Origin of the sequence: Pseudomonas entomophila, from assembly GCF_029478665.1 — a bacterium.
Lineage (GTDB): Bacteria > Pseudomonadota > Gammaproteobacteria > Pseudomonadales > Pseudomonadaceae > Aquipseudomonas > Aquipseudomonas entomophila_F.
The window spans coordinates 1-15,013 of record NZ_JARPQB010000014.1; the positions used below are offsets into that span (position 1 = coordinate 1).

At 64.8% G+C, this 15,013-nt stretch carries 12 protein-coding genes, 1 pseudogene and 1 riboswitch; of the genes and pseudogenes, 2 read left to right on the top strand and 11 right to left on the bottom strand.

Features of this window, described 5'->3' with window-relative positions; all coding sequences use genetic code 11:
• From P5705_RS09495 to P5705_RS09535, 9 genes and pseudogenes are all read right to left on the bottom strand, one after another.
• Positions 1–206: pseudogene (locus P5705_RS09495) on the bottom strand (hypothetical protein); the annotation flags it as partial.
• A gap of 175 nt (positions 207–381) precedes the next feature.
• The gene (gene parC / locus P5705_RS09500; RefSeq protein ID WP_277460569.1) at positions 382–2,637 is read right to left on the bottom strand and encodes a DNA topoisomerase IV subunit A; all 2,256 of its coding nucleotides are present in this window, start codon (positions 2,635–2,637) and stop codon (positions 382–384) included.
• A 10-nt stretch (positions 2,638–2,647) separates the two neighbouring features.
• The gene (locus P5705_RS09505; protein ID WP_277460570.1) at positions 2,648–3,166 is read right to left on the bottom strand and encodes a retropepsin-like aspartic protease family protein; all 519 of its coding nucleotides are present in this window, start codon (positions 3,164–3,166) and stop codon (positions 2,648–2,650) included.
• Positions 3,163–4,149 (bottom strand): esterase-like activity of phytase family protein, encoded by a 987-nt coding sequence (locus P5705_RS09510; RefSeq protein ID WP_277460571.1) that lies wholly within the window; start codon positions 4,147–4,149, stop codon positions 3,163–3,165. Before P5705_RS09510 ends, P5705_RS09505 begins: the two co-directional genes overlap by 4 nt.
• Positions 4,146–6,050, bottom strand: a complete 1,905-nt coding sequence (gene parE / locus P5705_RS09515; RefSeq protein WP_277460573.1) for a DNA topoisomerase IV subunit B — start codon at positions 6,048–6,050, stop codon at positions 4,146–4,148. The genes P5705_RS09510 and parE overlap by 4 nt, the downstream gene beginning before the upstream one ends.
• Before the next feature lie 33 nt (positions 6,051–6,083).
• Positions 6,084–6,692 carry a YqiA/YcfP family alpha/beta fold hydrolase gene (locus tag P5705_RS09520; RefSeq protein WP_277460574.1) on the bottom strand — a complete coding sequence of 203 codons (609 nt, stop codon included), beginning with the start codon at positions 6,690–6,692 and terminating at the stop codon, positions 6,084–6,086.
• A 196-nt stretch (positions 6,693–6,888) separates the two neighbouring features.
• The gene (cpdA, locus tag P5705_RS09525; RefSeq protein WP_277460576.1) at positions 6,889–7,692 is read right to left on the bottom strand and encodes a 3',5'-cyclic-AMP phosphodiesterase; all 804 of its coding nucleotides are present in this window, start codon (positions 7,690–7,692) and stop codon (positions 6,889–6,891) included.
• A gap of 85 nt (positions 7,693–7,777) precedes the next feature.
• On the bottom strand, positions 7,778–8,230 hold the full coding sequence (locus P5705_RS09530) for a DUF1249 domain-containing protein (RefSeq protein WP_011535973.1): 453 nt from the start codon (positions 8,228–8,230) through the stop codon (positions 7,778–7,780).
• Complete coding sequence (locus P5705_RS09535; protein WP_240066954.1) at positions 8,221–8,838, bottom strand: NUDIX domain-containing protein; 618 nt, start codon at positions 8,836–8,838, stop codon at positions 8,221–8,223. Before P5705_RS09535 ends, P5705_RS09530 begins: the two co-directional genes overlap by 10 nt.
• Positions 8,839–9,023: 185 nt before the next feature.
• Here P5705_RS09535 and P5705_RS09540 point away from each other — a divergent pair, with 185 nt between their 5' ends.
• Positions 9,024–9,770, top strand: coding sequence for an RsiV family protein (locus P5705_RS09540; RefSeq protein WP_277460577.1), 747 nt, complete (start codon positions 9,024–9,026; stop codon positions 9,768–9,770).
• Here P5705_RS09540 and cytX read toward each other — a convergent pair.
• Both cytX and thiC read right to left on the bottom strand, forming a co-directional pair.
• Positions 9,739–11,022, bottom strand: coding sequence for a putative hydroxymethylpyrimidine transporter CytX (cytX, locus tag P5705_RS09545; RefSeq protein WP_277460578.1), 1,284 nt, complete (start codon positions 11,020–11,022; stop codon positions 9,739–9,741). The genes P5705_RS09540 and cytX overlap by 32 nt on opposite strands.
• Positions 11,023–11,170: 148 nt before the next feature.
• A complete protein-coding gene (gene thiC / locus P5705_RS09550; RefSeq protein WP_277460579.1) occupies positions 11,171–13,051 on the bottom strand; it encodes a phosphomethylpyrimidine synthase ThiC in 1,881 nt (626 codons plus the stop codon).
• Between the two features lie 160 nt (positions 13,052–13,211).
• Positions 13,212–13,318, bottom strand: a riboswitch (TPP riboswitch).
• Positions 13,319–13,478: 160 nt separating this feature from the next.
• Here thiC and P5705_RS09555 point away from each other — a divergent pair.
• Positions 13,479–14,915: a TolC family outer membrane protein gene (locus P5705_RS09555; protein WP_011535978.1), complete on the top strand. Its 1,437-nt coding sequence runs from the start codon at positions 13,479–13,481 to the stop codon at positions 14,913–14,915.
• The last annotated feature ends 98 nt before the right edge of the window (positions 14,916–15,013 follow it).

The window sequence follows — 15,013 nt, forward strand, 5'->3', positions numbered from 1 at the left end:
GCCTGGCGTTGCAGGAAAGTCTCGCGTTGCAGGTAGTCGGCCACCGAAACAGGGCCAAGCACCACCGCCATGCCCGCCGCCTGGGAGGGCTGGGCGGGATCACCGCTGTCGAGCTGGTACAGGGCGACTGGCTGGTGCATGCTGCACCCGCTCAGGCCCAGCAGGCCAGTCATCAGCAGCGCAAATGGAAGGCGCAGAAATTTCATTCATCCCATCCAGGCGGTCGTCACCAGACGGACCGCAGTGATACTCATGTAGATTCATACGGGCACTCGGCCACGCCGGCGCCACAAGCGCACTATCATCCGCGAAATGGCCTCCAGACTCCAGCATTTCCGCCTGAAGCGGCGCCGAAAGCGCCGCAGCAGACAGCCCATTCACTCAGGCGGGTGTCTCCACCATCAAGCCATCCACGCGCTGGAAGCCACGTGGCAATTTGCTACCACGACGGCCACGCTCACCCTTGTAGTGTTCGAGATCATCCGGTTTCAGGGAAAGGGTACGCTTGCCAGCTTGCAACACAAGGGTCGACCCCTCGCTGATTACCGCGAGATCGGAGACGAACTCTTCGCGGCTGGCCACCCGATCCCCCGGCACGCCGATGATCTTGTTGCCCTTGCCCTTGCCCAGTTGCGGCAGGTCGGCGACCTTGAATACCAACAGGCGGCCTTCGGTGGTGACGGCTGCCAGCCAGTCCTGTTCGCGGCTGGCCACCGGGCGTGGGGTCATGACCTTGGCACCGTTGGGCAGGCTGAGCAGGCCCTTGCCGGCCTTGTTCTTGGCCTGCAGGTCCTCGCCCTTGACCACGAAGCCGTAACCGGCGTCGGAGGCCACTACATACAAGGCGTCATCCTCAGGCAACAGCACGCACTCGAAGGTGGCGCCCGGCGGCGGGGTCAGGCGACCGGTCAACGGTTCGCCCTGGCCACGGGCCGACGGCAGGCTATGGGCAGCCAGCGAATAGCTGCGGCCGGTGGAGTCGATCAGCACGGCGAATTGATTCGAACGGCCAGCAGCAGCGGCCTTGAAGCCGTCGCCCGCCTTGTACGAGAGCCCGGTGGCGTCGATGTCGTGGCCCTTGGCGCAACGCACCCAGCCCTTCTCCGAGAGCACCACGGTGACCGGTTCGGTCGGCATCAGCTCGTTTTCCGACAAGGCCTTGGCCTCGGCGCGCTCGACGATCGGCGAGCGGCGGTCATCGCCATAGGTTTCGGCGTCTTCGAGCAGTTCGCTGCGCACCAGCTTGCGCAGCTTGGCGTCGCTGCCCAGCAGGGTGGTCAGGCGCTTCTGCTCCTTGAGCAGCTCGTCCTGTTCACCACGGATCTTCATTTCTTCCAGGCGGGCCAGCTGACGCAGGCGAGTCTCGAGGATGTAGTCGGCCTGGATCTCGGTAAGGCCGAAGCGGGCGATCAGCGCCTGCTTGGGGTGTTCCTCGGTACGGATGATGTGAATCACTTCATCCAGGTTGAGGAACGCGGTGAGCAAACCTTCCAAGAGGTGCAGGCGTTTCTCGACCTTGTCCAGACGGTGTTGCAGGCGGCGGCGAACGGTACCGATCCGGTACTCCAGCCACTCCAGCAGCAGCGCGCGCAGGTTCTTCAACTGCGGACGGCCATCGAGGCCGATGATGTTGACGTTGACCCGGTAGGTGCTCTCCAGGTCGGTGGTGGCGAACAGGTGCTGCATCAGTTCGGCGGCATCCACGCGGTTGGAACGCGGGATGATCACGATACGGCAGGGATTCTCGTGATCCGACTCATCACGCAGGTCGGCGACCATCGGCAGCTTCTTGGCCTGCATCTGCGCGGCGATCTGCTCAAGCACCTTGGCCCCGGAAACCTGGTGCGGCAACGCGGTGACGATGATGTCGCCATCCTCGACGCGGTAAACGGCGCGCATGCGGATCGAGCCTTTACCGGTCTCGTAGAGCTTGAGGATGTCGGCGCGCGGGGTGACGATCTCGGCTTCGGTCGGATAGTCCGGGCCCTGGATGTGCTCGCACAACTGCTCGATGGTGGCCTTGGGCTCGTCGAGCAGGCGCACGCAGGCGCTGGCCACTTCGCGCAGGTTGTGCGGCGGTACGTCGGTGGCCATGCCCACGGCGATACCGGTGGTGCCGTTGAGCAGGATGTTGGGGAGCCGCGCCGGCAGTACCGCAGGCTCCTGCAGGGTGCCGTCGAAGTTGGGTACCCAGTCGACCGTGCCCTGGCCTACCTCGCTGAGCAGCACTTCGGAATAGCGCGACAGGCGTGCCTCGGTGTAACGCATGGCGGCGAACGACTTGGGATCGTCCGGCGCACCCCAGTTGCCCTGGCCGTCGACCAGGGTGTAGCGGTAGCTGAACGGCTGGGCCATCAGCACCATGGCCTCGTAGCACGCCGAATCGCCGTGGGGGTGGAACTTGCCGAGCACATCACCGACGGTACGCGCCGACTTCTTGTGCTTGGAATCGGCGTCGAGGCCCAATTCGCTCATGGCATAGACGATGCGGCGCTGGACCGGCTTGAGGCCGTCGCCGATATGCGGCAGGGCGCGGTCCATGATCACGTACATGGAGTAGTTGAGGTAGGCCTGTTCGGTGAAGTCCGCCAGGGAACGGCGTTCGACGCCTTCGAGACTGTCCAGTAAGTCGCTCATGCGAGCCTCGTCATTTCAGGTTCTGGCGCAGCAGCATGGTGCCGCCGCGCTGGGTGAATTCAAGTTGTTTCAGGGCACTCATGCCCAGCAGCACGGCCTGCCCGTCCAGGCCGGGCACCACCAGCGCGCGCACGTCGCGCAGGTGGATGTCGCCCAGCTGCAAGCTGTTGAGCCGTGTGCGGTAGCCTTCGGTGCGACCGTTGGCCGTGCTCAACTGCACTGGCGGGCCACGATCCAGGTCCAGGTCGCGGGCCAACGCCTCGGGGATTGCCACGTCGGTGGCGCCGGTGTCGAGCATGAAATGCACCACCCGGCCGTTGATAGCACCGTCGGCGACGAAATGGCCCTGGCCATTGCTCAGCAGGCGCACTTCGATGAAGCCGTCGCCCTGCTCGCTTTGCACCACGGCATTGGGGTTCTGCTGGCGCTCCTCCCATTGGCCGAAAAAGCGCGTGGCGAGGAACATCGCCGCCGCCCAGGCGACGATCATCAGCACCCTGCCCGCGCGCTTGCCCGGTGGCTGGTTCATGGGTTGGCGCTCCAGCCGCCGGCCGGCGCATCGAAGCGCCAGACGATCGGCCGCGCTTCACCATCCACACGGGGGCGATCATTGTTGTCGACACCGATCCAGGCACCGCGCTTGTCGATCACCAGCGCCTCGGCCAGGCCGTAGGGCTGCGTGTAGCGCCGCGCCTCGACCAAGGCATCGGCGGCGAATGACCAGCAGCGTTCGACCTCACCTGTTTCAGTATCGCGGCGGCAAATCCGGTAGGCGTTGCGTTCGAGGGTGAACAGCTTGCCCTCGAACCAGGCCAGGTCGGCAAAGTCTCGCGATACCGGGCGAGCTTCGGGGAACTGCGACGGTTGCATCTCGACGCCGGCTTCACTGAGCAGCACGCAACTGCGCCCGCAGGTCCATACCGATTGCTGGCGCTGTACGGCAAGCAGGCCGCGACGTTCGCGCTCGGCGGCCAGCCACAGGCGGTCGCCCGCCGGGTTGATCGCCAGCCCTTCGAACAGTGCGTTGAAGTGCAGCAGCATGCCGCTGCCCCGTGCCTGGCGGACCATGGCCTGGTCGATCCTGAGCCAGTTCGGCTCGCCGTCGACCGGCAATTGCAGCACGGCGGCATGGGCCTCGCTGACCACATAGAGGTTGCCGGCCTGGTCGCAGGTAATGCCCTCGAGGTCCAGAGAGCCACCGCGGATATACGATGCCGCCCAGTTGCGCGACTTCAACCCCCATGGCAGGCCGGTGTCCGGCACGTCCGGCGGGGTGAAGACCAGTGGCTGGGCGCTCCAGGTCGCATTGTCCTGGTCCAGCCGATAGATGCGCTCGTCATCCCGGTCGGAGACCGCCCACAACGCGCCGCGGCACCAGGCCAGGCCCGAGAGGTTGCCGCCGCGCATGCCATCGACGGCGTGCTCACTGGTGAGCTTGAGCTCCGGCCAGTTGCCCGCCTGGGCCTGCAGGGCGAACAACGCCAGGCAGGTTGCCAGGAGCAGACGAATCAAACCATGACCTCGGCCAGGTTGCCCTTGGCCTCCAGCCAGCTCTTGCGGTCACCGGCGCGCTTCTTGGCCAGCAGCTTGTCCATCAGCTCGCAGGTGGCCTGCACGTCGTCCAGCGTGAGCTGGACCAGGCGACGGGTGTTCGGGTCCATGGTGGTCTCGCGCAGCTGCGGCGGGTTCATCTCACCCAGGCCCTTGAATCGGGTGACCTGGGGCTTGCCGCGCTTCTTCTCGGCGACCAGGCGGTCGAGGATGCCATCGCGCTCGGCGTCGTCCAGGGCATAGTAGATCTCCTTGCCCAGGTCGATGCGGTACAGCGGTGGCATGGCCACATAGACGTGGCCGGCCTCGACCAACGGGCGGAAATGCTGGACGAACAGCGCGCACAGCAACGTGGCGATGTGCAGGCCGTCGGAGTCGGCGTCGGCGAGGATGCAGACCTTGCCGTAGCGCAGTTGCGAGAGATCGGTGGCGCCTGGGTCGACGCCGATGGCCACGGCGATGTTGTGCACTTCCTGGCTGGCCAGGACTTCGCCGCCATCGACTTCCCAGGTGTTGAGGATCTTGCCGCGCAGCGGCAGGATCGCCTGGAACTCCTTGTCCCGGGCCTGCTTGGCGGAGCCACCGGCCGAGTCGCCCTCGACCAGGAACAGTTCGGCGCGCATCGGGTCCTGCCCGGCGCAGTCTGCCAGCTTGCCAGGCAGCGCCGGGCCCTGGGTGATGCGTTTGCGCTCGACCTTCTTGCTCGCCTTCAGGCGACGGCCGGCGTTGCTGATGGCCAACTCCGCCAGTTGCATGCCCAGCTCGGGGTGGGCATTGAGCCACAGGCTGAAGGCGTCCTTGACCACGCCGGAGACGAATGCCGCCGCCTCGCGGGACGACAGGCGCTCCTTGGTCTGGCCGGAGAACTGCGGCTCCTGCATCTTCATCGACAGCACGAAGCTGATGCGTTCCCAGACGTCCTCGGGCGCCAGCTTCACCCCGCGCGGCAGCAGGTTGCGGAACTCGCAGAACTCGCGCATTGCATCCAGCAGGCCCTGGCGCAGGCCGTTGACGTGGGTGCCGCCTTGCGCGGTGGGGATCAGGTTGACGTAGCTTTCCTGGATGCTGTCGCCACCTTCGGGCAGCCACAGCAGGGCCCAGTCGACGGCCTCCTTGTTACCGGCCAGGCTGCCGCAGAACGGCTCGTCGGGCAGGCGCGGGAACTCGCTGACCGAGTCGACGAGATACGAACGCAGGCCATCCTCGTAATGCCACTCGACCTTCTCGCCGGTGCCCTTGTCCTCGAAGCTGATGGACAGCCCCGGACACAGCACGGCCTTGGCCTTGAGCACATGCTTGAGGCGGCTGATGGAGAACTTCGGCGAGTCGAAGTACTTCGGATCGGGGGTGAAGTACACGCTGGTACCGGTATTGCGCTTGCCAACGCTGCCGACCACCTCCAGCTCGCTGGCCTTGAAGCCGTCGGCAAAGGTCATCTGGTACTCGTTACCGTCGCGTTTGACCCGCACGCGGACCTGGCTCGACAAGGCGTTGACCACCGAGATGCCGACACCGTGCAGACCGCCAGAGAACTGGTAGTTCTTGTTGGAGAACTTGCCGCCGGCGTGCAGCTTGGTGAGGATCAGCTCGACACCGGAAACGCCCTCCTCGGGGTGGATGTCCACCGGCATGCCGCGGCCGTCATCGCTGACTTCCAGCGAGTGGTCGGCGTGGAGAATGACCTGCACCGAACGGGCATGACCGGCCAGGGCTTCGTCGACACTGTTGTCGATGACTTCCTGGGCCAGGTGGTTGGGCCGGCTGGTGTCGGTGTACATGCCCGGCCGCTTGCGGACCGGGTCAAGGCCCGAGAGGACTTCGATGGCGTCTGCGTTATAGGCGCTAGCGCTGGGATTGGCCATGGGGTCTCGTCGTCAGTCAGGTGAATACAAAAGTCAAAATACAGAAAAATCCAGCGCCGCATACTGCCCACGGGCAATACCGGCGAAGGCCAGCAAGGCCGGGAGCTGTTCGGCGAAGCCCTGGTAACTGTGGTCGCCGCCGGCCTGGATGCGCAGGGCGCAGGCGCGGTAATAGCGCTCGGCCTGGCGATAGTCCAGTGTTTCATCGGCGGTCTGCAACCACACTTGATAGCGGCTGGCGTCCTGTGGGGGCGGCACTTCCAGTTCCGCCAGCGCGTCCACATGATCGTGGGTCAGCTCCCAGGCCTCGTCGGTATAGAGGTTGCGCTGGGTGCCGAGGTGGCCGTCGAACAGGCGATGCGGCGCGACCGCCGGGTTGACCAGCAAGGCCTTGAGCCCGTGGCGCTCGGCCAGATGGGTGGCATAGTAGCCGCCGAGGGAGCTGCCGACCAGCAGCGGCGCGCCCAGCTCACCGATGGCTGCCTCCAGCTGGGCGATAGCCTGGCGCGGGTGGTGGTGCAGCGCCGGGACGCGCAGTTGGCCAGACAGGCCGAGCTGCTGCATCACCGCCTCGAGCTGACGGGCTTTCTTCGACAGCGGCGAGCTGTTGAAGCCATGGATATAGAGGATGGAACCCGACATGCTGCCCCCGGACGCAAAGATGCGCAGTGTAGCGCGTTCGAAGGGCATTGGCGCAGCGCCTGGATTTTCGCGACAAAGGCTGCAAATGGTGCATCACGCTTCTGTAGGCGCGGGTTTACCCGCGAACACCGACGCTGCCGGTGCCAAGCACCGCGGTGCCTGCTTCGCGGGTAAACCCGCTCCTACAAGCAGCCGCTCAGTACCCCGGGCTGTCGAAGTCCAGCTTCACCTCGAAATCGAGCGCCCGTTCCACCCCGGTTTCCAACCGTCCGTCGTCATGCAACCGCAGCCAGCGATACCCCGGCTGCTCCTCGCTCACCTTGAAATCCTCGCTGCGGGGCGCGAACTGGATACAGGTCGAGGGTGTGGCGAGGTAACGGACGCCATCACGCAGCTCATCCCACTCCTGATGGATATGCCCCCAGAGCAAGGCTTTCACCTGTGGGTAGCGCTTGAGTCGCTGCAACAGTTCATCGGCATTGCGCAAACCGATCGGTGCGATCCAGGCGCAACCGATATCCACCGGCTGGTGATGGCAGCACACCAGGCAATGGCGTTCACCCGCGCCGGCCAGCGCCTGGTCCAGCACGGCCAGTTGATCGTCCGCCAACAACCCGAACGTGGCGCCGACCACCGCCGAATCGAGCATGACGATGCGCCATTGGCCAATGTCAGTTACCGCCTGCACCAGCTCTGGCGCCACGGTCTGCATGACCTGGGCTTCGTCATGGTTGCCTGGCAGCCAGCGCGAAGGTGCGCCGAACACTGCCGTCATTTGGCGGAAAGCGTCGTAGGAGGCCTCGCTGGCATCCTGGGACAGGTCGCCCGTGCATAGCAGCAAGTCAATGCGCGGCTGCTCGCGCAGGACCTGGCCGACCACATGCCCAAGGCTGTCGCGAGTAATGAGGCCCAGCAGGCTGCCTGCCGGATCGGCGAACAGGTGAGCGTCGGTCAGTTGCACCACGTGAACGGGTGACGGAGGCGAAAGTGGTTGCGGCAACGGCCGTCTCCTCGAACGGATTCAGCACGGATTATGGCGGGGGATCGGTTCCGAGCAAACACTCGGAACCGACCTGCATCACATTTCAGCGCACCGCTTCCAGTTCATGGCCGCAAGCCAGGCAGTGGCTCAGCCACTCACCGAGGAACAGGTTGAGCTGGGCTTTTTCGTCCGGCTGGTGCATCGCCGTGTTGGGGTACGGGTAGATGCTGCGCAGGCGGCGGGTGTGCTCGGCGCTGACCACTTCCGCCATGCGCGCGTCGTGATAGACCTGCACTTCCAGCGCCGGCACGGGCAGCCACGGCAGGCTGTGTTCCTGGCGCACCCGCAGCGTGGTGGTGTAGGGGCAGGCCAGCACCACGTCGAGCACCAGCACACCGAGCATCTGGTCACCCTGCGTCATGCCGATGCGCCGCGAACTTTGCGTGGTGCGCATGTCCGGCAGCAGGCGCATCAGGCGGGCATAGTTGGCCTCGCAGGCAGTCTGCAGCCCGACCAGGTCGACCCGATAGCGCTCGCGCAGCAGGTTCACTTCCACATACCTCGGACTTCGTCGCGGTTCAACGCCAGCCATTGCAACCCGATGATCGCGGCAGCGTTGCAGATCTTGCCATCACGCACGGCCTGCAGCGCATCCTCGAAAGACCAGACGCGAACACGGATGTCTTCGCTTTCTTCTTCCAGGCCATGCAGGCCACCCGCGCCCTCGCTGCTGCAACGACCGAGGAACAGGTGGACAAACTCATCGCTGCCGCCCGGGGACGGGAAGTAACGGGTCATCGGCCACAGTGCGCTGAAGACCAATCCGGCCTCTTCCTCGGCCTCGCGATGGGCGACCTCTTCGGGTTGCTCGTCCTTGTCGATCAGGCCGGCCACCATCTCGATCAGCCAGGGGTTGTCGACCTTGCCCAAAGCGCCGACCCGGAACTGCTCGATCAGCACCACTTCGTCGCGTTGTGGATCATACGGCAGCACACAGACGGCATCGTGCCGCACGAACAGCTCGCGGGTGAACTCACGGCTCATGCCGCCAGCAAACAGTTCATGACGCAGATGCAGCTTGTCCAGCTTGTAGAAGCCCTTGAACAACTGCTCGCGCCGGGCAATCTCAACCTGGGTGGGCACCGAATTCAACGTGTCCGTCATGCAAACTCCTCATTACCTCGTTTACCGCATCGCGCAATCCTACTCTGCGCGCCACGCGGTTTCACCCCTTTCCGCCGACCGTTCGGGCAGCCGGGACAGGCGCGCCACTCTCTGTTAGCTTAGTGGCGAACTGAAGGCCGCGCAGGCGGTCCAAGGCCGATCATCACCGTTGTGCAAGGATCAACATGAGGCTAGTCAAACTGACTTGCGTGGCCGCCCTGGCCCTGGCGCTCGGCGCCTGCCAGAGCCTGTTCACGCCCAATTACCGGGCTCCGCTGGAGGTCAAGCGCGACGCCTGGGAACACCTCAAGCCCGGCTGCAGCGAAAGCGACTGCCCGCTGGTCAACATCGACGTGGTGCACTTCCCGGCCCTGCCCAAGCTCGATGCCATCGTCGAAAAGCGCCTGTTGCAACTGACCGAAGACAACCAGCGCGGCACCCCGCCGACCTCGCTGCAGATGTACGAACAGCAGTACCTGGCCAAGGCCGACAAACGCAACAGCAGCTACCTGCAAGCCAAGGTACGCGAACAGCATGACGGCCTGGTGATCATCGAGCTGTCCAGCTACCTCGACAGCGGCGGTGCCCACGGCATGCCCGGGCGCGGCTTCATCAACTACTCGCGCAAGCTGGACAAGGTGCTGACGCTGCAGGACATGCTGGTGCCCGGCCAGGAAGCGACCTTCTGGAAGACCGCCGAGGAATCCCACCGCGCCTGGCTGATCAGCACCGGCATGGACAAGGACCCGGAGTTCGTCAAGACCTGGCCGTTCAAGCAGTCGCCGCACATCGCCCTGACCTACGGCGCGGTGGTGATCAAGTACGAGGTCTACGCCATCGCCCCGTACTCCATGGGCCACGTCGAGCTGAAGATCCCCTACCCGCGCCTCAACGGCGTGATCAAGCCCGAGCTGTTTCCCGGCCGCGGCTGAGCGCTAGCAGCAAGTGCAGCCCCCCTGCCAGCAGCAGTGCCGGCAGGGTCGCCCCCAGTTCCGGCGCCGCGTTCGCCATCAGGTGATAGGCCGCCACCCCCAACGCCCAGGCCAGCAGCGCCTGCCAGTGCACCCCCTCCACCACTGCTGGCAGGCGGCGGCGACGGACCACGAAGTGGTCCACCAGCACCACGCCGAACAATGGCGCGAACACCGAGCCGATCAGCAGCAGGAAGTTCTGGTACTGGGCCAGTGGCGCCAGCAGGGCGATCAGGGTACACAGTACGCCGATGGCCAGGGCCAGGTGCTCGACCTTGAGCTTGATCAACAGCCCGGTGGAAACCGCAGCGGAATGAATGTCGGCGAAGGCGTTCTCCGACTCGTCCAGCAAAATCAGCAGCAGCGGAATACCCAGCCCGGCGCCTGCCAGCGCCAACAGCAGCGCATTCACCTCACCGCTCGGCGCGAAGGCCAGGGTGTAGGCCACGCCCAGGCTCATCAGCCAGGCATTGCCGATGAAAAAGCCCAGCGCCGTGCCACCGAACACCCGGCTGGCGCGCTGGCCGAAGCGCGAATAGTCGGCGATCAGCGGCAACCACGACAGCGGCATGGCGATGACGATGTCGAAGCCCACGGCCTGGGACAGCGAACCATCCCCCGGGCGGCGCCACAGCTCGCCCAGGTCGGCCTTGGCGAACAGGTTCCAGGTCAGCCACAGGCAGGCGCCCAGCAGCAGCCAGATACCCCACTTGCGCAATACCTTGCGCACGAAAGCCAGTGGCCCGCTGACCGCCAGGAGCGTCGCCAGGGCGCCAAAGCACAGGGTCCACAACAGTGGGCTGCTCCAGTGGCTGCCTTCTCCGAACGCGCGCGTGCCCAGCAGGCTGGCGGCGTCGCGCATGACGATGATCTCGAACGAACCCCAGCCGATCAGTTGCAGCAGGTTGAGCAAGGCCGGCAGGCGCGCGCCGTGGCGCCCCAGGGTCAGGCGCAGGCTGCCCATCGCCGAGAGGCCGGTGTCGCTGCCGATCACACCGGCCGCCGCGAGCAATAGCACACCCACCGCCGTGCCAAGCGTGATCGCCAGGACCGAGCCGGCCAGGCCCAGGCCCGGCGCCAGCAGGCCGCCGACCTGCAGGACCATCAGGCCGATGCCGAGGGAGAACCACAGCGAGAACAGGTCACGGGCGCCGAACTGGCGGTGGTGGGAAGGGACCGGGTGGTCGGGGGAGAAATGGCTGGGTGATGTCATGGAAGGCTCGCCGGAATATTGGAATTGTTGCTGGCGAGGACGTTGTCCTCGATTCGCGGCACAAGGCCGCTCCTACAGAGACCTGCGCCGTCCCTGTAGGAGCGGCCTTGTGCCGCGAAAGGGCCGCGACGCGGCCCCCAAGGTTTACTTACACCTTCTGGTACAACTGGCTGCCTTCCTGGCGGAACCGCTCGGACTGCTCGCGCATGCCCTGCTCGACCGTTACGTCAACGGTTTCGATCTTGGCAGCGTACTCGCGCACTTCCTGGGTGATCTTCATCGAACAGAACTTCGGCCCGCACATCGAGCAGAAGTGCGCGACCTTGGCCGACTCCTTGGGCAACGTCTCATCGTGGAACGCGCGCGCGGTGTCCGGGTCCAGGCCCAGGTTGAACTGGTCCTCCCAACGGAACTCGAAGCGCGCCTTGGACAACGCGTTGTCACGAATCTGCGCGCCTGGGTGGCCCTTGGCAAGGTCGGCGGCATGGGCGGCGATCTTGTAGGTGATGATGCCGGTCTTCACGTCATCCTTGTTCGGCAGGCCCAGGTGTTCCTTGGGCGTGACGTAGCAGAGCATGGCGCAGCCGAACCAGCCGATCATCGCCGCGCCGATGCCCGAGGTGATGTGGTCGTAGCCCGGGGCGATGTCGGTGGTCAGCGGGCCGAGGGTGTAGAACGGTGCCTCGTCGCAGCACTCGAGCTGCTTGTCCATGTTCTCCTTGATCAACTGCATCGGCACATGGCCGGGGCCTTCGATCATGCACTGCACATCGTGTTTCCAGGCAATCTTGGTCAGCTCGCCGAGGGTTTCCAGCTCACCGAACTGGGCGGCGTCGTTGGCGTCGGCGATCGAGCCTGGGCGCAGGCCGTCGCCCAGCGAGAAGCTGACGTCGTAGGCCTTCATGATTTCGCAGATCTCATCGAAATGCGTGTAGAGGAAGTTCTCTTTGTGGTGCGCCAGGCACCACTTGGCCATGATCGAGCCGCCGCGGCTGACGATGCCGGTGACACGCTTGGCGGTCAGCGGCACATAGCGCAGCAGCACGCCGGCGTGGATGGTGAAGTAGTCCACGCCCTGCTCGGCCTGTTCGATCAGGGTGTCGCGGAACAGCTCCCAGGTGAGGTCCTCGGCGACGCCATTGACCTTCTCCAGGGCCTGGTAGATCGGCACGGTGCCGATCGGTACCGGCGAGTTGCGGATGATCCACTCGCGGGTTTCGTGAATGTGCTTGCCGGTGGACAGGTCCATGACCGTGTCCGAGCCCCAGCGGATGCCCCAGGTCAGCTTGGCCACTTCTTCCTCGATCGAGGAGCCCAGGGCGCTGTTACCGATATTGCCGTTGATCTTCACCAGGAAGTTGCGGCCGATGATCATCGGCTCCAGTTCCGTGTGGTTGATGTTGGCCGGGATGATCGCGCGGCCACGGGCGATCTCCTCGCGAACGAACTCGGGGGTGATCTCTTTCGGGATGCTCGCGCCGAAGCTGTGGCCAGCGTGCTGCTGGTCCAACAGGCCGGCGGCGCGGGCTTCCTGCAATTTCATGTTCTCGCGGATGGCGACGTATTCCATCTCGGCGGTGATGATGCCCTGGCGTGCGTAGTGCATCTGCGAGACGTTGGCGCCGGCCTTGGCGCGGCGTGGGTTGCGCACATGGGCGAAGCGCAACTTGGCAAGCTCCGCGTCGTTCAGGCGCTGCTGGCCGAAGTTCGAGCTCAGGCCCTCCAGGCGTTCGGTGTCGCCACGGGCGTCGATCCAGGCCGAGCGCACATCGCCCAGGCCCTTGCGTACGTCGATGACGACATTGGGGTCGGTGTACGGACCGGAGGTGTCATACACCAGCACCGGGGCGTTTTTCTCGCCGCCGAAGTCGGTAGGGGTGTCGTGCAGGCTGATTTCGCGCATGGGTACGCGGATGTCGGCGCGCGAACCTTCGACATAGACCTTGCGCGAATTGGGCAGGGGTTGCACGGACTGTTGGTCGACTTGGGCCGACTCGCTCAGACTGATCGCTTTTTCTTGTTTGCTCATCACAGGCTCTCCAGACAGCTCCCTCACGGGCGGAATGTCGGGGTGAACCTGAAAGGCGCGGACGCACCCGTGTCGACGAGTGCAGTGCCGGATACGTGGAGGTGCCTTGCGCTGCAAGCAGCTGAGACATTCCCGGACCTGGCACAAGAGGCTCCCGGGAAATGAGAGCAATCTTGTTCCCTACGCAGGCGCTAACCTGATCAGGTTCAACGGGATCCGCAACTTTGCGATCTCAGCCTTTGCTTCAAGGCACCCCGACAAGAACATGCGCAGTCTAGACTGGAGTGGCCGGCAAAGCCAAGCGGGTAAATCCGGGGGTGATAAATGGCACACGCGGCGGATTGTTGAGGACGGCGTGCGGCACTACACTGGCGCATCGCTCAATACCCGACAGTACAGTAAATAAAATTTGATCAAGGATTGCCCTATGCTGCGCAAACTCTCACTGGCAATTGCCGTGTCTTGTGCGTCCCACGGAGTGGCCTGGGCAGTGGATACGCCCACGACGGTGAAGACCGACCTGGTCAGCGTCTACCAGGAAGCGGTCGATAACAACGCCGACCTGGCCGCCGCCCGCGCCGACTATGGCGCCCGCCGTGAAGTGGTGCCCCAGGCCCGTGCCGGCCTGCTGCCCAACCTCTCGGCCGGTGCCGAGATGATGAACACCCGGACCAAGCTCGACGAACCGTCGATCACCTCCAACCGCAGCGGCAACGCCTGGAGCGCCACCCTGGCGCAACCGATCTTCCGCGCCGACCGCTGGTTCCAGTTGCAGGCCGCCGAGTCCGTCAACGAGCAGGCCGCGCTGGAACTGTCGGCCACCGAGCAGAACCTGATCCTGCAGACTGCCGAGAACTACTTCGCCGTGCTGCGCGCCCAGGACAACCTGGCCTCGACCAAAGCTGAAGAAGCGGCCTTCAAGCGCCAGCTCGATCAATCCAACGAACGCTTCGACGTCGGCCTTTCGGACAAGACCGACGTGCTGCAATCGCAAGCCAGCTACGACACCGCCCGGGCCAACCGGATCATCGCCGAGCGCCAGGTGCAGGATGCCTTCGAAGCCTTGATCACCCTGACCAACCGCCAGTACAGCGCGATCCAGGGCGTGGTCCACACCCTGCCGGTTCAGGTGCCGACCCCCAACGACGCCAAGGCCTGGGTCGAGACCGCCGGGCGGCAGAACCTCAACCTGCTGGCGACCAACCACGCCGTGACCGCCGCCGAAGAAACCGTGCGCCAGCGCAAGGCCGGCCACGCGCCGACCCTCGATGCCGTGGCGAAATACCAGAAGGGTGACAACGACAACCTCGGTTTCACCAACTCGCAACTGCAACCGAACGTGCACTACGGCCGTGACGTGGAGCAGACCAGCATCGGCCTGCAGTTGAACATTCCGATCTACAGTGGCGGCCTGACCAGCTCGCAGGTTCGCGAAGCCTATGCGCGCCTCACGCAGACCGAACAGCAGCGCGAAAGCTTGCGTCGCCAGGTGGTGGAGAACACCCGTAACCTGCACCGCGCGGTGAACACCGACGTCGAGCAGGTGCAAGCGCGCAAGCAGTCGATCATCTCCAACCAGAGCGCGCTGGAAGCCACCGAGATCGGCTACCAGGTGGGGACACGCAACATCGTCGATGTGCTCGATGCCCAGCGCCAGCTGTACACCTCGGTACGCGACTACAACAACAGCCGCTACGACTACATCCTCGACAATCTGCGCCTGAAGCAGGCCGCCGGCACCCTGAGCCCGCAGGACCTGCAGGATCTTGGGCGCTACCTGAAAGCCGACTACAACCCGGACAAGGACTTCCTGCCACCGGACCTGGCAGCGGCGGCGGCAAAGAACTTCGAACGCCGCCCCTGAGAATCTGGGGCAGCTTCGCTGCCCGTTCGCGGCACAAGGCCGCTCCTACAGGATTCGCGCAATCTGCTGTAGGAGCGGCCTTGTGCCGCGAACGGAGC